The 24322-nt window shown below is 72.4% G+C and carries 20 protein-coding genes; 14 read left to right on the forward strand and 6 right to left on the reverse strand.

Annotated features, from left to right (window positions below):
- Positions 1–4: 4 nt before the first annotated feature.
- The gene (locus BM051_RS05400) at positions 5–1888 is read right to left on the reverse strand and encodes a 1-deoxy-D-xylulose-5-phosphate synthase (RefSeq protein ID WP_092528757.1); all 1884 of its coding nucleotides are present in this window, start codon (positions 1886–1888) and stop codon (positions 5–7) included.
- An 812-nt stretch (positions 1889–2700) separates the two neighbouring features.
- Here BM051_RS05400 and BM051_RS05405 point away from each other — a divergent pair.
- The 10 genes from BM051_RS05405 to BM051_RS05450 all read left to right on the forward strand — a co-directional run bounded on the left by BM051_RS05405 (position 2701) and on the right by BM051_RS05450 (position 14044).
- Positions 2701–4053 carry a cytochrome P450 gene (locus tag BM051_RS05405; protein WP_166677548.1) on the forward strand — a complete coding sequence of 451 codons (1353 nt, stop codon included), beginning with the start codon at positions 2701–2703 and terminating at the stop codon, positions 4051–4053.
- A gap of 73 nt (positions 4054–4126) precedes the next feature.
- Positions 4127–5218, forward strand: coding sequence for a terpene synthase family protein (locus BM051_RS05410; protein ID WP_092528762.1), 1092 nt, complete (start codon positions 4127–4129; stop codon positions 5216–5218).
- Positions 5215–6585, forward strand: coding sequence for a cytochrome P450 (locus tag BM051_RS05415; protein WP_092528764.1), 1371 nt, complete (start codon positions 5215–5217; stop codon positions 6583–6585). The genes BM051_RS05410 and BM051_RS05415 overlap by 4 nt, the downstream gene beginning before the upstream one ends.
- A gap of 43 nt (positions 6586–6628) precedes the next feature.
- Entirely contained in the window at positions 6629–7888 is a 1260-nt protein-coding gene (locus BM051_RS05420) for a cytochrome P450 (RefSeq protein ID WP_092528766.1), read from the forward strand.
- A 27-nt stretch (positions 7889–7915) separates the two neighbouring features.
- The gene (locus BM051_RS05425; protein ID WP_208325819.1) at positions 7916–9664 is read left to right on the forward strand and encodes a class I adenylate-forming enzyme family protein; all 1749 of its coding nucleotides are present in this window, start codon (positions 7916–7918) and stop codon (positions 9662–9664) included.
- Positions 9661–10893, forward strand: coding sequence for a phthiocerol/phthiodiolone dimycocerosyl transferase family protein (locus tag BM051_RS05430; protein WP_092528768.1), 1233 nt, complete (start codon positions 9661–9663; stop codon positions 10891–10893). Before BM051_RS05425 ends, BM051_RS05430 begins: the two co-directional genes overlap by 4 nt.
- Positions 10890–12092, forward strand: a complete 1203-nt coding sequence (locus BM051_RS05435; RefSeq protein ID WP_092528770.1) for a cytochrome P450 — start codon at positions 10890–10892, stop codon at positions 12090–12092. Before BM051_RS05430 ends, BM051_RS05435 begins: the two co-directional genes overlap by 4 nt.
- A 1-nt stretch (position 12093) precedes the next feature.
- The gene (locus tag BM051_RS05440) at positions 12094–12348 is read left to right on the forward strand and encodes a ferredoxin (protein ID WP_424923206.1); all 255 of its coding nucleotides are present in this window, start codon (positions 12094–12096) and stop codon (positions 12346–12348) included.
- Positions 12308–13207, forward strand: coding sequence for an oxygenase MpaB family protein (locus BM051_RS05445; protein WP_092528772.1), 900 nt, complete (start codon positions 12308–12310; stop codon positions 13205–13207). Before BM051_RS05440 ends, BM051_RS05445 begins: the two co-directional genes overlap by 41 nt.
- 408 nt (positions 13208–13615) lie before the next feature.
- Positions 13616–14044 carry an enediyne antibiotic chromoprotein gene (locus BM051_RS05450; protein ID WP_166677549.1) on the forward strand — a complete coding sequence of 143 codons (429 nt, stop codon included), beginning with the start codon at positions 13616–13618 and terminating at the stop codon, positions 14042–14044.
- Positions 14045–14099: 55 nt separating this feature from the next.
- Here BM051_RS05450 and BM051_RS05455 read toward each other — a convergent pair whose 3' ends face one another.
- Positions 14100–14759 (reverse strand): hypothetical protein, encoded by a 660-nt coding sequence (locus BM051_RS05455; RefSeq protein ID WP_243859178.1) that lies wholly within the window; start codon positions 14757–14759, stop codon positions 14100–14102.
- A 195-nt stretch (positions 14760–14954) separates the two neighbouring features.
- Between BM051_RS05455 and BM051_RS05460 the strand changes: the two genes are divergently transcribed.
- The 3 genes from BM051_RS05460 to BM051_RS05470 are packed head-to-tail and all read left to right on the forward strand — an operon-like array spanning position 14955 to position 18064.
- Positions 14955–15545, forward strand: coding sequence for a biotin transporter BioY (locus BM051_RS05460; RefSeq protein WP_092528776.1), 591 nt, complete (start codon positions 14955–14957; stop codon positions 15543–15545).
- A 55-nt stretch (positions 15546–15600) separates the two neighbouring features.
- Positions 15601–17661, forward strand: a complete 2061-nt coding sequence (locus tag BM051_RS05465; protein WP_092528778.1) for an ATP-dependent DNA helicase — start codon at positions 15601–15603, stop codon at positions 17659–17661.
- Positions 17662–17716: 55 nt separating this feature from the next.
- Positions 17717–18064, forward strand: coding sequence for a hypothetical protein (locus BM051_RS05470; protein ID WP_092528780.1), 348 nt, complete (start codon positions 17717–17719; stop codon positions 18062–18064).
- A gap of 276 nt (positions 18065–18340) precedes the next feature.
- On the opposite strand, the gene BM051_RS05475 is transcribed toward BM051_RS05470, so the two are convergent.
- The 4 genes from BM051_RS05475 to BM051_RS05490 all read right to left on the reverse strand — a co-directional run bounded on the left by BM051_RS05475 (position 18341) and on the right by BM051_RS05490 (position 23538).
- Entirely contained in the window at positions 18341–19087 is a 747-nt protein-coding gene (locus BM051_RS05475; RefSeq protein WP_092528782.1) for a peptidyl-tRNA hydrolase, read from the reverse strand.
- Positions 19088–19236: 149 nt separating this feature from the next.
- Positions 19237–20484 carry a phosphoserine phosphatase SerB gene (gene serB, locus BM051_RS05480; RefSeq protein WP_092528784.1) on the reverse strand — a complete coding sequence of 416 codons (1248 nt, stop codon included), beginning with the start codon at positions 20482–20484 and terminating at the stop codon, positions 19237–19239.
- A complete protein-coding gene (ctaD, locus tag BM051_RS05485) occupies positions 20481–22265 on the reverse strand; it encodes an aa3-type cytochrome oxidase subunit I (RefSeq protein WP_092528786.1) in 1785 nt (594 codons plus the stop codon). The genes serB and ctaD overlap by 4 nt, the downstream gene beginning before the upstream one ends.
- A 454-nt stretch (positions 22266–22719) precedes the next feature.
- Positions 22720–23538 carry an SDR family NAD(P)-dependent oxidoreductase gene (locus BM051_RS05490; protein WP_092528788.1) on the reverse strand — a complete coding sequence of 273 codons (819 nt, stop codon included), beginning with the start codon at positions 23536–23538 and terminating at the stop codon, positions 22720–22722.
- 153 nt (positions 23539–23691) lie between these two features.
- On the opposite strand from BM051_RS05490, the gene BM051_RS05495 reads away from it, so the two are divergent.
- On the forward strand, positions 23692–24297 hold the full coding sequence (locus BM051_RS05495) for a TetR/AcrR family transcriptional regulator (RefSeq protein WP_092528790.1): 606 nt from the start codon (positions 23692–23694) through the stop codon (positions 24295–24297).
- Positions 24298–24322: the final 25 nt, after the last annotated feature.

The following is a 24322-nucleotide window of genomic DNA, read 5'->3' on the forward strand; positions in this document are numbered from 1 at the left end:
GTCGTCACGGCACGGACCGCTCCGCGAGCACGGTGCCCGGTTCGGCGAGGCGGATCGCGGGCAGGTGCTGGCGCACCGCGGCGGCGATCGCGGACGCGGTCAGCCCGTGCTCGTCCAGCAGCTCACCGCGGCCGCCGTGCGGGAGGAACTCGCCGGGGAGGGCCAGGCAACGGACCCGCGGCGCGCCCTGCTCGCCGGCGGCGGCCTGCGCCAGCCGCGCGCCGACCCCGCCGGTCCCGGTGTTGTCCTCGACCGTGATCACCAGCCGGTGTGCGGCGGCCAACTCGAGCAGCGAGGGGTCCAGCGGGTGCACCCACCGGGGGTCCACCACCGTCGCGGCGATGCCCTGCCGGCGCAGCTCGGCCGCCGCCGCGAGGCAGGCCGGCGCGAGCGGGCCGACTGCCACCAGGAGCACGTCGGGGTCGGGCGGGTCGAGGAGCACGTCGCAGCGGCCACGGCGGTACCGGGCGGGGACGTCCGGCCCCGTGGTGCCCTTCGGGAACCGCACCGCGGTCGGTCCGGAGTCGACCGCGACCGCCTCCCGGAGCAGCTCGCGCAGCGTGCCGGCGTCGCGCGGCGCGGCCAACCGCAGCCCGGGAACGAGGGCCAGCAGCGACAGGTCCCACATGCCGTGGTGGCTGGCTCCGTCCGGACCGGTCACGCCCGCCCGGTCGAGCACGAAGGTCACCGGCAGCCGGTGCAGCGCGACGTCCATCAGCACCTGGTCGAACGCGCGGTTGAGGAACGTCGCGTACACGGCCACCACGGGATGCAGCCCGCCCATCGCCAGCCCGGCGGCGCCGGCCACGGCGTGTTGCTCGGCCAGGCCCACGTCGATCACCCGGTCCGGGTAGGTTTCGGCGAACGGGAGCAGCCCAGTGGGGCGCAGCATCGCGGCCGTCAGGCACACCACGTCCGGCCGCTCGGCGCCGATGGCCCGCAGCTCCTGCCCGAAGACGGAGGTCCAGGAGGGAGGCTCGGCCGCGGACGCCCGCGTGGCCGCCGGGGCCGCCGGGCCGACCGCGTGCAGACAGTCGGCCTCGTCGGCCTCCGCGGGTGGGAAGCCCTTTCCCTTCCGCGTCACGCAGTGCACGACCACCGGGCGCCGCCACCGCACGGCCCTCCGCAGCGCGTCCTCGACGGCGGCGATGTCGTGCCCGTCGACCGGGCCGAGGTAGCCGAGGCCGAGTTCGGCGAACACGGAGGACGCCCGCCCCGCTCCCGCCCTCAGGCCGGCGAGGTGCCGGCCGAGCGCGCCGACGGTGGGGTCGTAGGAACGGCCGTTGTCGTTCAGCACGACCACCACCGGACGCTGCGGACCGGCACCCAGGTTGTTCAGCGCCTCCCAGGCGAGGCCACCGGTCAGCGCCCCGTCGCCAATCACCGCCACCACCCGTCGGTCGGTGGTCCCGCGCAGGCTGAACGCCCTCGCCAATCCGTCGGCATAGGACAGCGCGGTGGACGCGTGGGAGTTCTCGATCCGGTCGTGCGGAGACTCCGCCGCGCTCGGGTAGCCGGACAGCCCGCCGCGCTGCCGCAGGGTGGCGAACTCCCGCCGGCGCCCGGTGAGCAGCTTGTGCACGTACGCCTGGTGCCCGGTGTCGAACAGCACCACGTCGCGCGGCGAGTCGAAGACCCGGTGCAGCGCGATGGTCAGCTCCACCATGCCGAGGTTCGACCCGAGGTGCCCGCCGGTGCGGGTGACCGTGTCCACGAGGAACGTGCGGATTTCCTCGGCGAACTCGGGTAACAGGGCCGCGGGCAGCGCCCGCAGGTCGACCGGCCCTTCGACGGCCCCCAGCGGCCCGCGCGGCCCGGACGCGGCATCGGCGCCCACCGCGCCCCCGCGCCGATCCTCGCCGGCGTTCCGCCGGTCCCGTCCTGGCATCACTCGACACCTCTCCCCAGCACCCACACGCCGGGCCTCGCCCACCGGCGAACCGGAAGGGCCGCCCGACATCCCGCCGTCCGAGCGCGTTCGCCCGCTGCCCCGACCGCACCAATCGCGCGCTCACACGAGTAGGTTTCCACGGTGCGCGGCAGGGCACGGAAAACGCCGACCGGTACCGACGCGATCGACACCTGTCCCAGGCACACGGAAACCGCGGAAACCGCGCGAAGTTGACCGAAATCCTTCCTGCAAACAACCGGGACGAGCGAGCGCCGCCCTGCCCCCATACGTTCCACCCAGTGCGATCGATGCTTGCCGAAGGCGGTCGACCTGTCAAGCAGGTCCGCGTACCTGCCCGCTGGCGGTGACACGACGGTGGCTCGAAAGTTCCGACTGATCCGAACGGTTGAATTCCCTCACCCGTTTCGCGCCACTGGACCGCCCACGGACTGCCTGCTACGATCGCCCGCAGTCCCGCCACCTGGGGTGAGGCGGGCGGTTACCTGGGGGTGACACCGTTCGATGATGGCGTCACGGCTACTGGCGAGTACGGTCGCCCAGCCACCGTGGAGTTTTTGTCCGAAATCCAGTGATCCGACCACCGGCATCGGATGCCGGTATGCACACGTGACTTCCTGAAACAGTCCTATCGTTTCCCGGGAACGGCCTCGTGGCCGGTCTCGGCGCGGTCGGCCACGCCATCGTGAATGGGTGGCCTGCCTTTTGGTCGAGTGAGTCCTGCCCGAGAAGATCCCGAACCGCCACCGGTGCGCGGCGGCGAACCCGAACGACGACCGCAAGGAGTCCGCATGACCGCCGTTGCCGAACCAGCGGCCATTCCTCAGGTGCCCGGCAGGCTGCCGCTCATCGGGCACGCCTACTCCATGTGGAAGAACCCGCTCGAGTTCTTCCAGAAGGCCAGCGCGCAGGGACCGATCGTCAAACTCTGGCTCGGCCCGAAGCTGGCGTACCTGGTCAGCGACCACGAGATGCTCTACGACATCCTGGTCCGCAAGGCCAAGAGCTTCGACAAGGGCATGCAGTTCGACCGCGCCCGGCCGCTGCTGGGCAACGGGATCCTGCTGTCCGAGGGGGACTTCCACCGGCGCCAGCGGCGCATCATGCAGCCGGCCTTCCACCACACCAACATCGCGTCCTACCTGGACATCATGCGCTCGGCCGCCGAGGACGTCTTCGGCGGCTGGGAGGACGGCCAGCAGGTCACGATGTACAACATGTTCTACGAGCTGGCGGTGCGCATCGTGATCAAGGCACTGTTCAGCACGGACATGGCCGAGCAGGACATCGCCGAGGTCTATCGGTCGATGCCGACGGTGATCTCCGGCGTCGAGCGGCGCGCCGCCATCCCGCCCGCGCTGCTGGACCTGGTGCCCACCCGGTCGAGCAAGGAGTTCCACGCCGCCGTCGCGCGGCTGCGCGCGATCGGCACCCGCATCGTCGCCGACTACCGCGCCCGCGACATCAAGCCGAGCAACGACCTCATGGCCCTGCTGTTCACCTCGCGCGACGAGGGCAACGAGCTGATGACGGACAAGCAGATCCACGAGGAGTTCATGACGCTGCTGACCGCCGGCTCGGAGACCACGCCCAGCGCGATGGGCTGGACGTGCTACCTGCTCGGGAAGCACCCGGACGTGCAGGAGCGAATCCAGGCCGAGGTCGACGAGGTGTTCCCCGACGGGGTGGTGACCGCGAAGGGCCTGCCGAAACTGGAGTACACCCGGCGGGTCGTGCACGAGTCGCTGCGGCTGTACCCGCCGGTGTGGGCGCTGGGCCGACGGACCGCCGAGGAGGTCGAGATCGGCGGCCACCTGCTGCCGGCGCGGACCCAGGTGTTCTACTCCATCCACGCCATCCACCACGACCCGAAGGTTTACGACGACCCGGAGAGGTTCGATCCGGACCGCTGGAAGGGTGAGCGCGCCAAGCAGGTCCCCCGCTCCGCGTTCACCCCGTTCGGCGCCGGCGTGCGCAACTGCATCGGCGAGTCCTTCGCCTGGACCGAGATCCAGGCCGTACTGGCCACGATGCTCGCGCGGTGGACGCTGCGGCCGGTGAGCAACGCCCCGGTTCCCCCGGTCGCGATGGGCGCGCTGGTGCCGGGCCCACTGCCGATGACCGTCGTCAAGCGCACGAGGTGACGAACCTCCCCCGCCACCGGGGGCGGTGCGCCCGACGCCCGACCCTTCCGCCCGCCGACCGAGGACCGTTGCCATGTCGACAGTGCAGAGCACAGCGGCCATCCCCGCCGCGTACACCCCGGGGAGCACCTTCTACCTCCCCGAGTTCCCCTACCTGCTGCCGGCACGCCGGCACCCGGCGAGCGACCGGATCCGGCGGAGCTGCGAGACCTGGGTCCGCGCGAACATGCGGTTCGCCATGGCCGATCAGGCGGAGATGGACGCCCTGATCGAGGAGGGGGCGGCGCTGTGGACCTGTTACGTGCTGCCCACCGCCGACGAGGACCGGCTGCTCAACCTCTGCAGGTACACCGAGTACCTCTCGGTGTTCGACAACGCGATGGTGGACCGGACCAAGATCGGGAAGGACCCGGACGCGGCCAAGGAGCTCTTCCACCGGGTGGTGAACATCCTCGACGACAGGGCCGTCGGGCCCGACTTCGAGTGGGGCAGGGTGCTCGGGGAGCTGTGGCGGGACATGCGGGTCGGGTTCCCCGAGCCGGTGTGGGACCGGTTCATGGCCGAGGTACGGCGTTTCCTGTCCGGCTGCGTCGCCGAGATCACCTCGCGCAGCGACGGCATGGTCTTCGACTACGACACCTACCTCAAGGTGCGCAGGGACAGTGTCGGGATGGGAATGTACTTCGTCCTCGGTGAGTACGGCCTCGGCATCGACCTCACCGAGGACCTCACGCGGCACGGCGAGCTGCGGGAGATCGTCGACATCGCGCTCGAGCACATCATGCTCACCAACGACCTGTTCTCCTTCCGCGCCGAGTGCGCGATGGACGACTACGTCAACGCGCTGGCGGTACTGCGGCTGAGCGAGGGGTTGGAGCTGCAGGACGCGGTGGACCGGCTGTTCACCGTCATCGAGGGCAGGCGCACCGACTTCATGGCCGCACGGCGACGACTGGAGTCCGGCGAGTTGGGCGGCCGGGCGGACGTGCGCGCCTACCTCGACGCGCTGTGGCACATGATGGCCGGCAACCTGCAGTGGTCCTACCTGACCTCGCGGTACAACGGGATCGGGCACGTCTGGAACAACGTGCGGTCCGGGATCGTCACCTTGCACGCCGACCGGACCGAGTTCAGCGACCGTCCCTACTGGAGCCTGGCCCGATGACCGCGACCGTCGCCGGCCAGGACGGGCCACCGAGGACCGCCACGTTCGCGGTCGCCGCCGGGCGGCTGCCCGGGGTGGGGCACACGCTGGCCGTCCTGCGCAACCCGCTGCGGTTCCTGTGCTCGCTGCAGCGGCAGGCCGACATCGTGCGGGTGGACCTCGGCCCGATGTCCACGCTGTTCCTCACCGCGCCCGACCTGATCAACACCATGCTGGTGGACCGCAGGGACAACTTCGACAAGGGGCGGTTCTACGACAAGGTCCGCCCGCTGGCCGGCAACGGCGTGGTGCTGGCCCAGGGCGCCGAGCACCGGCGGCAGCTGGCGATGATCAAGCCGGCGTTCCACCGCACCCAGCTCACCGGCTACACCGACGTGATGCACGCGGTGGTCGAGGAGCGGATCCGGGACTGGCGGGCGGGGCAGACGCTCGCGGTCGACAAGGAGATGCACACCATCACGCTGTGCATCCTGGCCCGGACCATGTTCGGCGCCGGCATCGCCGCCGACACCGCACGCGAGCTGGCCGAGCTGCTGCCCGACGTGCTGAAGGCGATCATGGTGCGCACCCTGGACCCGGGCGACGTGCTGGCGAGGCTCCCGCTGCCGATGAACCGCCGCTTCGACACGGCGCACGCCCGGCTCCGCGCCGCCATCCACAGGGTCATGCTGTCCTACCAGGACGGTGTCACCGACGGCACCGACATGCTGTCCATGCTGCTCGCCGCTCGCGACGAGCGGACCGGCCAGCCGATGACCGAGGACGAGATCTGCGACCAGATCGTGGCGGTCACCATGGCCGGCTCGGAGACCGCGGCCACCGCCATGACCTGGATGTTCCACGAGCTGGCCCGCCATCCCGAGGTCGAGCGCCGGGTGATGGACGAGGTGGGCGACGTGCTCGGCGACCGGCGGTGCACGTTCGCCGACGTGTCGAAGCTGCCGTACTGCCGGCGGGTGCTGCAGGAGGTGCTGCGGCTGCGCCAGCCGATCATGGTCATCTCGCGCCGGACCACCACCGAGGTCCCGATCGGCGGCGGCTGTCTCAGGGCCGGCGCGGAGCTGTTCTACAGCCCCTACGCCGTCTTCCGCGATCCGGCGCACTTCCCCGACCCGATGCGCTTCGACCCCGACCGGTGGCTCACCACGCCGGCCACGAACCTGCCCCGCGGCACCTACACGCCGTTCGGCGGCGGTCCCCGGCACTGCATCGGCGAGCACTTCGCCTGGGCGATGATGACCGTGGTACTCACCGAGATCGTCCGGCGCTGGCGGCTGCGCCCTGCGCCCGGCACCAGGGTGCGCGAGATGCCCTGGGCCACCATCAACCCCAGCTCGATGCCGATGGTCGCCACCCCCGCCGGGTGAGGACCACCGATCGAGCACCGACGAGCACCGACAGGACACCGACATGCCCGACCAGAACGCCGCGACCACCACGGTCGCCGCGCGACTCGACCCCCAGTCCCCCGGGTTCGTCGAGAACCCGTACGACGCCTACGCCGCGGTTCGGCAGACCGCGCCGGTTGTCGAGGCCGGCCCCGGCTTCTACGTGGTCACCGGTCGCACCGAGACGACCACGCTGCTGCGCGACCACGACCGGTTCACCAGCAGGAAGAACCTCGACGGTGCCTTCCCGTTCACCCCGGAGACCCAGGCCGTGCTGGAGGACTCGCTGTTCTTCCGGGTCGCACTGTTCAATGTGGAGCCACCGGAGCACAGCGCGTTCCGCTCGCTGGTGAGCGAGGCGTTCACCCCCCGGGAACTGCGCCGGAGGGAGCCGGGCATCCGGGCACTGGCCGAGCGGCTGGTCCGCGGGTTCGCCGCCGACGGCCACGCCGACCTGCTGACCCAGTTCGCCTACCCCCTGCCGATGACCGTCATCTGCGACATCATCGGCGTGCCGGCGCAGGACCACGCGATGGTGAAGGCGTGGAACAACGCCTGGCTCGGCCTGCAGGTGCTGCCACTGGAGCCGGAGCAGCAACTGGCCAGCGCGAAGACGGTCGTCGAGTACGAGTCCTACTTCCGGAACCTGATCGCCGAGCGAACCCGCAACCCGACCGACGACCTGCTCTCCCACCTCGCCGCGGCGACCAGGGAGAAAGAGCCGGTGTGCACGGTGGACGACGTGATCGTCGCGATGCGGGTGATGCTCGCCGCGGGGCACGAGACCACCACCAACCTGATCGCGAACACCGCCGCGAACCTGCTGTCCGAGCGAACTCTGTGGGAGGCCGTGGCGACCGACCGCGGGCTCATCCCGGCCGCCGTCGAGGAGGGCCTGCGGTTCGACTCGTCGGTGCAGGGCACCCCCCGCTTCACCACCGAGGACGTGCGGCTCGGCGGGGTCGACATCCCCGCACACTGCCGCGTGCAGGCGATGATCGCCGCCGCCGGCCGGGACCCGGGGTGGGTGGACGATCCCGACAGCTTCCGGCTCGACCGGCAGGGCCCACCGCGGCACCATGCCTTCGGCCACGGCATCCACTTCTGCATCGGAGCCCCGCTGGCCAGGATGGAGGCGACGATCGCGTTCGAGACGCTGGTCGAGCACCTGCCCGACCTCGCGATCGCCGAAGGGCACCAGCTCAGCCACCAGCCGGGCGGGTTCGTGTTCCGCGGGCTGACCGCGCTGCCGGTGACCTGGACCGCGCCCACCGGTTCCTGAGCCGGCGGGCGCGGGATGGACACCGGGATGGACACCGGGATGGAACCCATCGCCGAGCGGCGCGCACGGCTGCGGGCGCGGTACCGGACCTGGCGGCCGATGGCGCTGCACGAGCGGGTCGACGCGGTGCGCGCGGAGCACCCCGACCGGCCGCTGGTGATCACCGACGAGATCACGTTGCGCTACCGCGACGTCGTCGACTGGTCCGTCCGGCTGGCCGACGGGCTCTGGGCTCTCGGCGTCCGCCCCGGCGACCGGGTGGCGATGGTGATGGCCAACCACCCCGAGTTCGTGCCGCTGAAGGTGGCGATCTCCCGGGCCGGCGCGGTCGCGGTGCCGCTGAACTTCCTGTACCGGTCCGCGGAGCTGGGCTACGTGCTCCGCCAGTCGCGCTGCCGCGTGCTGGTGACGATGTCCGGTTACCGGGATCTCGACCACCTGGCGATGCTGGACGAGATCGCGCCGGGGTGGCGGGACGGCCGGTCGCCGAGCCTGCCGTCGCTGCGCGCCGTGGTGGTGCTGCCCACCGAGCCGCCGGCGGCGCGGCCACTGGACGGGGTGACCACCGTGGCCGGTCTCGCCGAGTTGGGCGACCGGTACGCCGGGGCCACCACGGCGGTGCGGGTGTCCGGCGACGACGTCGGCGACATCCTGTACACCTCCGGCACCACCGGCACGCCCAAGGGCGTGATGGTCTCGCACGACGCGACCCAGCGCGACGCCTACGCCAGCGCCCTCACCCGCGGGTTCGCCGACGGGCGGCGGATTCTGTTCTCGCTGCCCTGCTACCACATGTTCGGCCTGGTCGAGGGCTTCCTCGCGGCGCTGTTCGTGGGTGGCGCGATCATTCCGCAGCCGCGGTTCGACCCGGACGCCTACCTGGCCGGCGTCGAGCGGCACCGCGCCGAGGACGTCCTCTGCGTGCCGACCATGACGGTGGCCCTGCTGGAGTGTCCCGGCCGGGAGAAGTACGACCTGTCCTCCCTGCAGGCGATCCTGTCCGGCGCGGCGCCCGCGCCGGCCTGGCTGTGGGAACGGGTCCGGGCCGAGTTGGGGGTCACGGAGATCGTCACCGGCTACGGGATGACCGAGTTCGGCGGCGCGACCACGATGAGCCGGCCGGAGGACCCGCTGGACGTCGTGGCCAGCACCGTCGGGCGGATCAAGCTCGCCGGGGCGGCGGGGCTGGGTGACGGGACCGGCCGGCTGGTCGAGTACAAGACGGTCGACCCGATGAGCGGGGCCGACCTGCCACCGGGCGGCGAGGGCGAGCTGGCCTGCCGCGGACCGACGGTGATGCGGGGCTACTGGGACGAGCCGGAGGAGACGGCGGCCGTGCTGCGGGACGGTTGGGTGCGCTCCGGCGACCTCGGCCGGGTCCGCCCGGACGGCAACGTGGTGCTCACCGGCCGCAGCGGGGACCTCTACAAGACCGGCGGCGAGCTGGTGATGCCGAAGGAGGTCGAGGAGCTGCTCACCCGCCAGCCCGGGATCAGCCAGGCGCACGTGGTGGGCGTGCCCGACGAGCGGTGGGGCGAGGTGGGCGTGGCGTGGATCGTGCCCGAACCCGGCGCCGAGGTGACCGCGGAGGAGGCCGTCGCGGCCTGCCGACGCGGCCTCGCCCGGTTCAAGGTGCCCCGGCACGTGCTGCTCACCAGCGCCGCCGAGCTGCCGGTGACCCCCACCGGGAAGGTGCGGAAGTTCGTGCTGCGCGAGCGGGCCGCCCGTTTGGTGTCCACAACGGACGGAAAATCGAGCGAAGGGGGTGGCAGATGACCACGGAACGTCCACTGGCCCCCAGCGAGGCGTTCCACGCCGCCATGGGGTGGTCGGGAACCTACTCGGTGGTGAGCCGGGGACAGCTCGACGTGGAGGCGATGACCCGCGCGTTCGACGCGCTGTGCGCCGAGGCGCCGCTGCTGCGCGCCCGGATCGGGCGGACAGGGTCCGGCTTCCGCTTCCGTGTCGCCGACCAGGGCCCACCCGACGTCAGCATCCTGCGCCCCGGTCAGGGGTCCTACCTGGACGAGCTGGTGCGGCCGCTGGACCCGGACCGGGGACTGGCCCGGCTCACCGTGCTGCGCGGCGACGAGCTGCACCACGTGGTGCTCGTCCTGCACCACGCGATCGCCGACGCCGGCTCCGGGGTCGCCCAGTTCGGCCGGCTCTGGCGGCACTACACCGCGGTGGTGCGCGGGCAGCCGCCGGCCGGCCGGGTCCGGCACGAGCTGCCGCCGCCGGCGGAGGAGCTGCTCTTCGCGCGGGGCTGGGCCAAGCCGCCCGGCTGGGACGACGCCGCGGTGGAGGCCACCCACGCGCTGGCGGCGGCCGCCGGCGCCGTCCCGGCGCAGCCGGTGGTCGCCGACCGGGTCCGGCTCGACCCGGACGAGACCGCCCGGCTGACCGGCCGGGCCAGGACCGCGGGGCTGTCGGTGCACGCACTGGTCAGCGGCTGCCTGCTGGTGGCCTGCCGGGAGGAGCTGACCCCGGGCGACGAGCCGGTGCGGGTGGTCTGCGGCTCGCCGGCCGACCTCCGCGGGCGGGTGACCCCGCCCGTTCCGGCCATCGAGTCGACCAACGTCCTCAGCGGGATCAACACCAGGGTCATGGTGGCCAGGGGCGCGGACCCGGTCGCCGTCGGCAAGGACGTCGGCGCCCAACTCGAGGCCAGCCTCGCCGCCGGCGAGCCGTTCGCCACCCTGCTCGACTCCCGGCGGTTCGCCACGCCGGACGACGAGCCGGTGGACTACGTCGTGTCCAACCTCGGTGCCCTGCCCCCGTTCGAGTCCCCCGCCGGGCTCGACGTCACCGACTTCCGCGGGTTCCAGACCATTACCCTGCCGGGGCTGCTGCTCTACGTCGTGAGCTCCTACCTCGGCCGGCTCAGCGTGGACCTGGTCACCCCGGCCGGCTACCTGACCGACCAGCAACGCACCCGGATCACCGAGCGCGGGGCCGAGCTCCTGCGGCAGGCCGCGGAGTGGCACCCGGAGGAGAAGAGATGACCATCGACACGGACTCGCCGATGCGGCTGCCGATCACCCGGCGGAGCGTGCTGGACCCACCGCCGGAGCTGGCCGAGCTGCGGCAGCGCTGCCCGGTGGCCCCGCTGACCTACGTCGACGGGCACATCGGCTGGCTCGTCACCAGCTACGAGCTGGCCCGCGCCGTGCTGCAGGACAACCGGTTCAGCTCGCGACCGGAGCTGCGGCACTCGGCCGTGCACCTGGTGCTGGGCGACGGGCAGCCACCGGAGGAGGACGTCCCCGGGATGTTCGTCGGCATGGACCCACCCGAGCACACCCGGTACCGCAAGCTGCTCACCGGTGAGTTGAACGTGCGGCGGATGCGCCAGCTCGAGCCGCAGATCGCGGAGACCGCGAACATGCTGGTCGACCAGATGCGCGCCACGGGCACGGAGGCCGACCTGGTGCCGGCGTTCGCCTCACCGCTGCCGTCGCTGGTGATCTGCGACCTGCTCGGCATCCCGTACGCGGAGTGGCAGACGATCCGGCCGGTGTCGGAGAGGATGCTGCGCACCGACTCGAGCGCGGAGGAGGTCAAGGACTGCTTCGCGAAGATCTTCGAGTTCCTCGCCGAGGTGGTGCAGCGCAAGAAGCGGGAGCCGGAGGACGACCTGGTCTCCGGGCTGATCGCGCTCGACGAGCTCAGCGACGTCGAGATCACCGCGATCGCGTTCCAGCTGTTCACCGCGGGGCACGAGACGACCGCCAACATGCTGGCGCTGGGCACGTACACCCTGCTCACCCACCCCGACCAGCTCGCCGCGCTGCGGGCCGACCTCGACCTGACCGAGGGCGCGGTGGAGGAGCTGCTGCGCTATCTGACGGTGATCCAGTTCGGCATCTCCCGGGCCGCGCTGGAGGACGTGGAGCTGGCCGGCACGACGATCCGCGCCGGGCAGACGGTCACCGTCTCGCTGCCGGCGGCCAACCGCGACCCGGCCCGGTTCACCGACCCGGACGTCCTCGACATCCGGCGACCGGCGACCGGCAACGTGGCGTTCGGCTTCGGAGTGCACCAGTGCGTGGCCCAGCAGCTGGCCAGGGCCGAAATGCGAATCGGCTTCCGCACGCTGTTCCAGCGACTTCCCGACCTGCGGCTGGCGGTGCCGGCGGAGGAGGTCCCCATGCGGGACGGGGCGATCGTGTACGGCGTGACGGCATTGCCGGTCACCTGGTGACATGTGGTTGCGGATCGAGGCCGACACCGGGCGCTGCGCGGGCGCCGGGATGTGCGCCCTGGTGGGGCCCGCGCTGTTCGACCAGACCGACGACGACGGCACCGTCGTGATCCTGCGGCGGGTGGTGTCCGGCGAGGCCGCCGAGCTGGCCGTGGAGTGCGCCGGCAACTGCCCGACCGGTGCCATCTCCGTGCGACCCGTCGAGGAGGGTTCGAGTGCGCAGGTATGCCACGCTCCGGCGGATCCTGGCGCTTGACCCCGCCCGGGACTTCGAACGGATCTACCGGATCACCACGACGCTGGAGTTTCCCTGGGACACCACGCAGGCCCTCAGCCTCGCGCTGTTCCGCACCTATGCGGTGCCCAGCATCGGCGGGCTGCTCGCCCGGACCGGCGAGTTCACCCGGCGCGCGCAGAAACGGTACGACGACACCACGCTGATTCTCGACGCGGTGATCGAGCACGGAATGGACAGCCGGCCCGGGCGGACCGCGATCCGCCGGATGAACCAGATGCACGGCGCGTACCCCATCGGCAACGCCGACATGCGGTACGTGCTCGCCACCTTCGTCGTGTGCCCGATCCGGTGGATCGACCGCTTCGGCTGGCGCCCGCTCGCCGAGGCGGAACGGGTCGCGATGGCGAACTTCTACCGGGCGTTGGGCCGGCGCATGGGCATCCGCGACATCCCGGCGACCCACCAGGAGTTCGCCCTGCTGCTGGACGAGCACGAGCGGGTCCACTTCCGGTTCGATCGGGGCGGGCGGGAGGTGGCGGACGCGACCCTCGACCTGCTCGCGACGTTCCGGCCGTTCCGGTACCTGCCGGCCCCGGTGGTACGGCGGGTGGTGTACGCACTGCTCGACGACGGCCTGCTCGCGGCGTTCGACTTCCCGCGGCCGGGCCGGGTTGAGCAGGCCGCCACCACCGCCACGCTCCGGGCACGGGCGCGACTCGTCCGGCTGCTGCCGCCCCGTTCCGAGCCCAGGTTCCCCCGCGAGTCGTCCAACGTCCGGGGCTGTCCCGGCGGCTACGACATCGCGCGGCTCGGCACCTTTCCGCGGTCAGGACGGTCGCATACCGATCCCTCGAGCACGCCTCGAGTGGCCGATTGAACCGGGCCCGCCGACCGATTTCGATTCTTCGGGTCGCGAGACTCACTGGGAGTGAGCGCAATAGCACCCGACCGAGCGGTGGGCGGATGAAGATCACCCGAATGGCCTGAGCAGAACGTCGATTCAGCCCTTCACGGCTCTTCGCCGGATCGCTACAGTGGACTCGTGGCCATCGCCGGCTCCGGTAACCGAAACGAAAGCTGACCAAGAGCGGCGGACCACGAACACTGGGTGGACAACACGGTCTCGAACTGGGGAAATCAACGACGAACGACGATGTCGCGGACCGGTGTGCCCGATTCGCGGCAACGGCGACGTCGGCAGTTTCACCGACTGCCGCTATCCGTGGATGACCACTGGCCACGGCACGAGGAAATTGTAGTCGAACGGTTTGGAGTTGACTGCGAAATGGGTTCCAACACTCGCTTGCGCAAGGCGGCGGCGGTCGTCGCGATCGGCGCGGGGATGACGCTGGCCGGAATGGCCCCGGCCATGGCCGCGGCGGCGACCGTCAGCGCTGACCCGAACACCGGGCTGGCACCGGGCCAGACCATCACGGTGAGCGGGTCCGGTTTCGCCGCCGGGTCCACCCTGCGCGTCGCGGAGTGCGGCGTGGGTGACGCCGGGCTCGGCAGCTGCAACGCCGCCGACGCCAGCCAGGTGACGACCGACGGCAACGGCGCGTTCACCACCCAGCTCACCCTCCGGATGACGTTCGACGGGGTGGACGGCAACGGCAACCCCGGCGGGGCGGTGGACTGCTCGAAGGAGGAGTGCTTCGTCGTCGCCGTCGACACGGAGTCGACGGCCGCCACCACGCCGATCAGCTTCGGCTGACCCGTTCGGTGGCGGCGTCTCCCGGTTCCCCCGGGAGGCGCCGCCACCGGCGGCGCTACGGGTACGGGTCGCAGCTGGCCGAGCCGACCACGATGTCGCCGCTGGCCGGGCCGCCCTCCGGGAAGAGGGTGATGCGCACGGTGTTCGTGGTCATGCTGCCGTCGGCCGGGGTGGGCACCACCAGCTCGTTCACCACGATCCTCGCCATCGGGGGGTCGCCAGCGGCCCGGCCCGGCACGAGGATCGCGTGGTTGGTGGGGATGTCCCTCGGCACCGTGAACCCGGACACCCCACCCAGCTCGATGCCGCCGGCGCTGCCGGTGCCGGTGGTGTCGCACCGCGCGGAGTACGTGCCCACCGTGAGCGTCGGCCCGCCGAACCGCCGCAGCACGGTCGTCTCGAACCGCTGTCCGCTGACCCGGGCGAACGCGGTGCCCTCGGCGTCCCGGCCGCACGTGGTCTCGCCCCGCCCGTAGCTGGTGTGCCGGCCGACCAACGTCCCGTCCGACGAGTTCCGCGTCCGACCGTCGACCGCGCACCGGGAGACCGGCTCCTGCGGTGCGGCCTGCCCGCCCACCACCACGTCGACGCTGCCCAGCGCACCGGAGGCCACCGGGGCGGCGGCCGCCCGCGCGGGAACCGGCGTGCCCACCATGCCACCGGCCAGCGCGGCCACCACCGCGGCGCGGGTCATCGTGCTCCGGACGTTCGACATTCGGTACTCCTCGCCAGGCGGGTAGAACATTCCACGGTCGACATCGGTGGCCGGCGCGCCGAACCTGACCCGCGGCGGCTCATCCCACCCGGACGAGTGGATCGTGACCGTGAGAAATCCGACTCGTCCGAGCCGTCCTGGATCGCGCCGCGCTACGTTGCGCACGCAGCGCAGAACGTCCACTGGAGGTCTCTCGTGTCCACGCTGTCCCTCGCCACCCGCAAGCCCGTCCTCGCCGACCTGGTGCCGGGCGCGCTCGCCCGGGACATCACGCTCGTCGTCGCCGGCGCGGCCCTGACCGGGCTGGCCGCCCAGGTGGTACTGCCGGTGCCGGGCAGCCCGGTGCCGATGACCGGGCAGACCTTCGCCGCGCTGCTGGTGGGCGCGGCGCTGGGATGGCGGCGCGGCGGCGCGGCCCTGCTGCTGTACCTGGTCGCCGGCGCGGCCGGGGTGCCGTGGTTCAACGGCGGCAGTGCCGGGCTGTTCGGCGCGAGCGCGGGCTACGTCGTCGGCTTCGTGTTCGCCGCCGCACTGGTCGGCGCGCTCGCCGGACGTGGCGGCGACCGCACGCCACTGCGCACCGCCGGCACGATGGCCCTGGGCAACCTGGTGATCTACGCGGTCGGCGTGCCGTGGCTGATGGCCACCGCCTCGCTCGACCTCACCGGCGGCCTGGCCAAGGGCGTGCTGCCGTTCCTGGTCGGCGACGCGCTGAAGATCGCGGTCGCCGCCGGCCTGCTGCCGGCCACCTGGGCACTGGTCCGCCGGTTCCGCCGGGAGGGCTGAACCGGGCACGGGCGCCGGGCCGCTCTGACGGACCTGCCCGGTACCGTCTCCTCCCGTGCCCGCACTCACCGAACTCCCCACCGTCCGCGCGTTGCTGGAGCACGCGGTGGCGGCGGTGGGCGGCACCGAGCGCGAGGGACAGGTGCGGATGGCCGAGGCGGTCGACCGCGCCATCCGCACCGGGGAGCACCTCGCCGTGCAGGCGGGCACCGGCACCGGAAAGTCGTTGGCCTACCTCGTGCCGGCCATCCGACACGCGGTGGAGCGGGAGGCCACCGTCGTGGTCTCCACGGCCACCATCGCGCTGCAGCGCCAGCTCGTCGACCGCGACCTGCCCCGGCTGGCCACGGCACTGCGGAAGCCGCTGGGCCGGGAGCCCACGTTCGCCATCCTCAAGGGCCGGCGCAACTACCTCTGCCTGCACCGGTTGGACACCGGCGCGCCGGAGGAGCCGGAGGACACCGCGCTGTTCGACCCGTTCGCGGTGTCCCGGCTGGGCAAGGAGGTCCGCCGGCTGCACGAGTGGTCCTCGGACACCGAGACCGGCGACCGCGACGAGCTCGTGCCCGGGGTGACCGACCAGGCGTGGCGCCAGGTGTCGGTCACCGCGAAGGAGTGCCTCGGCGTCGCCCGCTGCCCGGTCGGCACCGACTGCTTCGCGGAGCGGGCCCGCGCCGAGGCCGGCCGCGCCGACGTGGTGGTGACCAACCACGCGCTGCTGGCGATCGACGCGTTGCAGGGCTATCAGGTGCTGCCCGAGCACGACGTGGTGATCATCGACGAGGCGCACGAGCTGGTCGACCGGGTCACGTCGGTGGCCACCGCGGAGCTGACCGCGGCGATGGTCTCGGTCGCCACCCGGCGCTGCGGCAAGTTGATCGACGCCGAGATCGCCGACCGGCTGATGGAGGCCGGCGAGGGCCTCGCCCTCGTGCTGGACGACGTGCCGGCCGGGCGGCTGGACGCCCTGCCGGCGCCGCTGGCCGGATCGCTCACCGCGGTGCGCGACGCCGCGCACGCCTGCCTGACCGCGCTCGGCTCCGAGCGCAAGGAGGACGTGGACGAGGCCACCGCGCGCCGGCTGGCCCGCTCGCTGCTGGAGGAGGTGCACGACACGACGGTCCGGATGCTGGACGCGCACGAGCCGGACCAGGCCGACCAGCGCGACGTGGTGTGGCGCAGCGGCGACCAGTACGGGGCCGCGCCGCGCCCGCCGGCGTTGCGGGTCGCACCGCTGTCGGTGGCCGGCCTGCTGCGCGAGCGGGTCTTCGGCGCCACCACCACCGTGCTGACGTCGGCCACCCTGACCCTCGGCGGCACGTTCGACACGCTGGCCCGGCAGTGGGGCCTCCCGCCGCGGCGGGAAACGACTCCGGTTGCTCCGGTGCCCTCCGCGACGGCGACCGAGAAGGCACCACCGAGCGACACGTCCGAGCCGCGGTGGACCGGGCTCGACGTCGGCTCCCCGTTCGACTACCGCCGCAACGGCATCCTCTACGTCGCTCGGCACCTGCCGCCGCCCGGCCGGGACGGGCTCGGTGCCGCGACGCTGGCCGAGCTGGCCGAGCTGATCGACGCCGCCGGCGGGCGCACCCTCGGGCTGTTCTCGTCGATGCGCGCGGCCAAGCAGGCCACCGAGGAGCTGCGCGGCCGGGTGGAGCACCCGATCCTGTGCCAGGGCGAGGACAGCACGGCGTTGCTGGTGCGGACGTTCGCCGAGCAGCCGCGCACGTGCCTGTTCGGGACGCTGTCGTTGTGGCAGGGCGTCGACGTGCCGGGGCCGTCGCTGCAGCTGGTCGTGGTGGACCGGTTGCCGTTCCCCCGGCCGGACGACCCGGTGTCCTCGGCGCGGCAGCGCGCGGTGGAGGCACGGGGTGGCAACGGGTTCCTCACCGTGGCCGCCACGCACGCCGCGCTGCTGCTGGCGCAGGGCATCGGCCGGCTGCACCGCACCACCACCGACCGGGGCGTGGTGGCGGTGCTGGACTCCCGGCTGACCACGGCCCGCTACGCCGGGTTCCTGCGCGCGTCGCTGCCGCCGTTCTGGCCGACGGTCGATCCGCGGGTCGCGCGGGACGCGTTGCGCCGGCTCGACGCGGCCGCCCCGACCGGGTGAGCGCGGCCCCTGCCCACTACGGTGGACAGAACGCCACGAGCTGAGGGAGAGGTTGTTGTCCCAAGACTCATCGAGCGCGCGGTCCCGCATGGTCAGTGTCGACGACACCGGTGTGCGGCGCCGCTTGGCCGACGGCAGCGAGGAGTCCGTCACCTGGGCCGAGCTGACCACGGTGGTGATCCGGGTGATCCCGGAGGGGCCGTGGAAGGAGGACGTCTTCTTCATGCTGGCCGGCCCGGACGGGTCCGGCACGGCGGTGCCCAGCGGCGACCCGGCCGCCGACGCGCTGCTCGAACGGCTGCAGCGGCTGCCCGGCTTCGACCACGACAAGTTCGTCGAGGCGATGACCACCGACGCCGACGAGGCCTACGTCGTGTGGAGCGCGGGCCAGACCACCACCTGACCACGCGCACCGCGCCGCTGCCTCCGTCGCCCAGTACCCGAACCACCGGAGTCGGTCGACGGTGTCCCGCTCCACGATCCACCGCACGGGCTGCCCGGTCACGTGCGCGACCAGGTCGAAGTCTCCGTCGTGGTGCGGGACCGTCAGCTCCATCCGGAGCGCCATCGCGGCGACGACGAGATCGGGCTGCGTCACCTCGGAAGGCACGACGGGGCGGGCCAACGCGGTGACGCCGGGGCGAGCACGGCGACCGGAACGGCGAACACGGGGTGGCGGTCAGCGCCAGCGGGCGAGGACGGTGACCGTGCCGGGGGCGACCTCGGTGTAGCCCGCGTCCCGCACGGCGACCACGCCGCGCTCCCGCCACGCCCGCTCCGGCTCGGCGCCAGGGTGCAGCGCCGCCCACTCCGCGGGCGTCGGGGTGCGCACCGCGCAGCGGAAATCCCGGCCGGCCCACTCCGCGCGCCGGCCGGTGTCGAGCAGCGCGGCCAGGATCATCGTCGCGTGCCCGACCTGCGCGGCGGCCTTGCCGACGGTCATCGGAACCCGGGGGTTGAGCAGCAGCAACGGCACGCCGTCCGACACCGGTCCCGGCTCGTCGGCCGGCAGCTCGCTGCCGGAGATCTGCAACCGGGACACCTCCTTCGGAGTGTCGGTTACCCGGCCCGGCACCAGCGCCCGCGCCTCGGCCCCGCCCACCGCGACCGTCACGCCCGGCAGGTCCTGGACCGCGCGCCAGTGCGCCCCGCGCGCCCGGCGGGCCACCTTCCGGATCCGGCCGCGCAGCCACGCCGCCACCGGCTCGTGCCATTCGCCGCCCTCGGCGGCCCGCTCGTCCAGGCACACCGCGACCGCCGCGGCCGCGGCCGCCTCCAGCACCGCGGTCCGCGCCGGCGGCTCGGCCCGCTCCAGCCGCAGCACCACCGGCATGACGCGCACGTCGGCGGTGTCGGCGGTCTCGACGGTCGCCGGCGCGGGCAACCGCAGCCACGACGCGTACCGGGCGGCCAGCGGGTCGAGCACACCATCCGCCCGCGCGTGTTCGCCGTTCCCGTCACCGTGTTGGCGGCTGGCGTCGCGGTGTTGGCCGTTCCCGTCACCGTGTTGGCCGTTGGCGTCGCTGGGTTAACCGGGGGCGTCAGCGCGTTGGCCGTTCCCGCCGGTGGCGCCGCTCACGGGCGGGTGAGGTCGAGGCCGTCGGCGGCGTCGGCGGCCTCCACCTCGGCCCTGGTGACACCGAGCACGAACAGCACGGCGTCGAGGTAGGGGTGGGACAGCGCGGTGTCGGCCACCTCGCGCAGCGCCGGCTTGGCGTTGAACGCCACACCCATCCCCGCGGTGGCGAGCATGTCGATGTCGTTGGCGCCGTCGCCCACCGCCACGCACTGCGCCAGCGGGATGCCGTACTCGGCGGCGAACCGGCGCAGCGCGGCGGCCTTGCCCGGCCGGTCGACCACCGGCCCGACGACCCTGCCGGTGAGCCGGCCGTCCACGATCTCCAGTTCGTTGGCCGCGGCGAAGTCCAGGCCGAGGTCGGCGACCAGCCGATCGATGACCCGGGTGAACCCACCGGAGACCACCCCGCAGCGGAAGCCCAACCGCTTGAGGGTGCGCACGGTGGTCCGCGCGCCCGGGGTCAGCTCCAGCGTCGCGGCGACCTCGTCCAGCGCCGACTCCGGCAGGCCCTTCAGCAGCGCCACCCGGTGCTCCAGCGACTCCGTGAAGTTCAGCTCCCCGCGCATGGCGGCCTCGGTGACCTGCCGGATCTCCGCCTCGACGCCGGCGTGGGCGCCGAGCATCTCGATCACCTCGCCCTGCACCAGGGTCGAGTCCACGTCGAACACCACCAGCCGCTTGGCCCGCCGGGCGAGGCCGGCTCGCTCGACCGCCAGGTCCAGCCCGACCTCCGCGGCCACGTCGGCGATCACCGAGCGCAGCTCGCCGTCGGCCTCCGTGGTGTCGGCGGCGACCGAGACATGCATCTCGAGCCCGGTCACCGGGTAGTCGGCGACGCTGCGGATGGCGTCGATGTTGGCGTTCAGCGCGGCGAGCCGGCGGGCCACCTCGGCGAACCCGCGCGCGGTGAGCGGCCGGCCGAGCACCACGAGCACGTGGGTGGAGCCGCGGCTGCCGGGAGCGAACGGCTGGGCCCCGATCGCGGGGCCGATCCGCACCTCCACCTGCATCCCGACGGTGGCCATGGCCTGCTCAACGGCCTCCTGCAGCGCCTCGGGGTCGCTGGCCACGGCCACCAGCACGCCCAGCACCAGCTGGTCGCGGATCACCACCTGCTCGACGTCGAGCACCTCGACGCCGTGCCGGGTCAGCGCCGCGAAGAGCACCGACGAGACGCCGGGCTTGTCCGGGCCGGTCGTCGTGATCAGAACGGGCGTCGCCGACGGCCGATCCGGAGTGCTCATCGCTCGCTCGAGTTGTCCCTGTCGTGGTCGCCGGGGATGACGGCCTGGGTGAGCGCCTCGGACGGCGCGCGCCGGGCCTCCGGGTGCGCACGCGGCTTACCGGTGAAGGTGATGTGGCCCTCGCCGTGCATCCGCTCGACCATGTGCGGGTAGTGCAGCTCGAACGCCGGCCGCTCGGAGCGGATCCGGGGCAGCTCGGTGAAGTTGTGCCGCGGCGGCGGGCAGGACGTGGCCCACTCGAGCGAGTTGCCGTAGCCCCACGGGTCGTCGACCGTGACGACCTCGCCGTAGCGGTAGCTCTTGAACGCGTTCCAGAAGAACGGCAGCGTCGACGCGCCGAGGATGTAGGCGCCGATCGTGGAGATCGTGTTCAGCGTGGTGAACCCGTCGCTGGCGAGGTAGTCGGCGTAGCGCCGGGGCATGCCCTCGTTGCCCAGCCAGTGCTGCACGAGGAACGTGCCGTGGAAGCCGATGAACGTGGTCCAGAAGTGCAGCTTGCCCAGCGGCTCGTCCATCATCCGGCCGGTGATCTTCGGGAACCAGAAGTAGATCCCGGCGAAGGTGGCGAACACGATCGTGCCGTAGAGCACGTAGTGGAAGTGGGCGACCACGAAATAGCTGTCGGACACGTGGAAGTCGATGGCCGGCGCGGCCAGCAGCACACCGGACAGGCCACCGAAGAGGAAGGTGACCAGGAAGCCGATGGTGAACAGCATCGGCGTCTCGAAGGACAGCTGCCCCTTCCACATGGTGCCGATCCAGTTGAAGAACTTCACGCCGGTGGGCACCGCGATCAGGAAGGTCATGAAGGCGAAGAACGGCAGCAGCACGGCGCCGGTCGCATACATGTGGTGCGCCCACACGGCCACCGACAGCGCCGCGATGCCGAGCGTCGCCCAGACCAGGGTCTTGTAGCCGAAGATCGGCTTGCGGCTGAACACCGGGATGATCTCGCTGGCGATGCCGAAGAACGGCAGCGCGACGATGTAGACCTCGGGGTGGCCGAAGAACCAGAACAGGTGCTGCCACAGGATCACGCCGCCGTTGGCCGGGTCGAACACGTGCGCCCCGAGGTGCCGGTCGGCGAGCAGGCCCATCAGCGCGGCGGTGAGGATCGGGAACGCCAGCAGCACCAGGATGCTGGTCACCAGGATGTTCCAGGTGAAGATCGGCATCCGGTACATGGTCATGCCGGGGGCGCGCAGGCAGACCACCGTGGTGACCATGTTGACCGCGCCGAGGATCGTGCCGAGACCGGACACCACCAGCCCGGAGATCCACATGTCGGCGCCGACGCCCGGGGAGTGGATCGCGTCGGACAGCGGGGTGTAGGCGAACCAGCCGAAGTCGGCCGCGCCGCCCGGGGTGAGGAAGCCAGCCATCACGATCAGGCCGCCGAACAGGTACAGCCAGTAGGAGAAGGCGTTCAGCCGCGGGAACGCCACGTCCGGCGAGCCGATCTGCAGGGGCAGCACGAAGTTCGCGAAGCCGAACAGGATCGGGGTGGCGTACAGCAGCAGCATCACCGTGCCGTGCATGGTGAACAGCTGGTTGTACTGCTCCGCGGAGAGGAACTGCTGGCCGGGGCGGGCCAGCTCGGTACGGATCAGCATCGCCATCGCGCCGCCCGCCATGAAGAAGGCGAGCGACGTGACCAGGTACATGATGCCGATCTGCTTGTGGTCCGTGGTGCGGAACAACCGCAGCAGGTACGAACCCTTCACCGACTCGCGCGCTGGGTAGGGCCGCGTGGCGATCGGCTTGGGGGCTACGGCCGTCACTCCTGCCTCCTGCAGTCAACCTTGTGGTGGTCGTTCGGTGTCGCCCCCGGGGCCGGTGGCCCGCGCGAGCGGCGGCTAGGGGGATCGTAGCCGTCACCGCTCCACCGGCCGCGCACCGGCTGCCAGGATCACTCCGCGCCCGTTCGGCTGGTGGTGGCGGCGGTGGCGGCCGGCCGGCGATTCGGTCTACCGGTGGGTAGCCCGGTGGCACCGGTCCGCCGGTCGAACGTGCTGGTGAGGCTCGGCTCGGTGGCCGCCAGGACGCCGGCGACCCCGGCTCACCCGGCCCGATCCCGCGGCGGCGCCGGCCCGGGGTGTGACGCTCGCCGCGTTCTCCGCCCGGGTGCTGGCGTGGGTGATCGCGCCCACCCCATTGTCACCGCCTCCACTCGACCGGAGCGGTGTCCCCGTCGCGGCGCGGCACGGCCTTCGTGGCGTCCGGGTGCCCTGCGGATCAGGGCAGCACGCGGCGGGTGGCGAGGGCGATCAGCCGCTGGTAGCCGGCGCCGAGCACCCGGGGCAGCGCGTCGATGACGTAGGCGTCCGGGCCGATGAGGATGCGCGCGCGGTTGCGCTCGACGCCGCGCACGATCGTCCGCGCCGCGACCTCCGGGCTGGTCCGCGCGATCCGGTCGAACAACCGCGCCGCGCGCTCGGCGTCGGCGCCCTCCAGGCCGCGAGCGTCCCTGGCGATGTTGGTCCGGATGCCGCCGGGGTGCACGCAGCTCACCCCGACCGGCCGCCGCTCGCTCAGCATCTCCTGGCGCAGCGCCTCGGTGAATCCGCGCACGGCGAACTTGGCGGCGTTGTAGGCGCTCTGCGTGGGCACGCCGATGAACCCGAAGACGCTCGACAGGTTCACCAGGTGCCCCTCGCCGGAGGCGATCAGGTGCGGCAGGAACGCCTTGGTGCCGTGCAGCACGCCCCCCAGGTTGATGCCCAGCAGCCAGTCGAGCTGCTCCCAGGTCATCTCCTCGACCGTGGCGGTCAGCGCGACGCCGGCGTTGTTCACCACCAGGTTCACCCGGCCGAAGTCCCGCGCGACCTCGTCGGCGTGCGCGAGCACCGCGGCCCGGTCGGCGACGTCGAGTGGGTAGGACCGCACGTCCGCGCCGGCCTTCTCGCAGTGCGCCGCGGTGTCGGCGACCCGTTCCTCGTGCACGTCCGAGAGCGCCAGCCGGGCGCCACGGCCGGCCAGCTCGAGCGCGAGCGCCCTGCCGATTCCCGAGCCGGCCCCGGTGATCACGGCCACCTTGCCGCCGAAGTCGCGCATCGCGCCGCCTTCCCTCGTGCCATCCTGGCGGCCACATACCGCCGGTATCTGTTACTCGGAGTCCACTATCGGCTGGTGGGAGTCGGGGTGTCAACAGCGGCCGGCGATCCGAAGACCGGCGGTATCGGGATACCGCGGCTAGAGTGGGCGACCATGCCCCGACCGACCAGGGCGGAGAGCCAGGCCAGGACCCGGCAGCGACTCCTCGCCACCGCGCGGGAGCTGTTCCTGCGCGACGGCTACGCCGCCACGTCACTGGAGAAGGTCGCCGACGCCGCCGGCTTCTCCAAGGGCGCGGTGTACTCGAACTTCCGCGGCAAGAACGAGCTGTGCCTCGCCGTGCTCGACGCCATCCACGCCGAGCAGGCCGAGGAGCTGGCGACGGCGCTGGCCGGCGCCGGCACCCTCGACGGGACGCTCGCCGCGCTGCGCGCCTGGGCCGAGCGCAGCATCGGCGACGAGGAATGGACCGCGCTCGAGGTGGAGTTCGCGACCAACGCCCGGCACGACCCGGTGGTGCGGCGCGAGCTGGCCAGCAGGGCGGCCGCGGTGCGGGCACGGATCGCGGAGCTGGTGGAGGCGCACGCCGCGCGGTTCGACCTCACGCTGCCGCTGCCGGCGCCCGACTGCGCCGCGGCACTGCTCGGGATGGGCATCGGCCTCGGCGTGCAGCGCGCCATCGACCCGGACGTCCCGGTCGGCGTACTCCCCGACGTGCTCCGGCTGCTCGCCACCCCGCGGCAGCCCCGGGAGACCTGAAATCCGTTGGACAGCTCGGTGAGGA

The organism is Amycolatopsis arida, assembly GCF_900115565.1.
GTDB classification, from domain to species: Bacteria; Actinomycetota; Actinomycetes; order Mycobacteriales; family Pseudonocardiaceae; genus Yuhushiella; species Yuhushiella arida.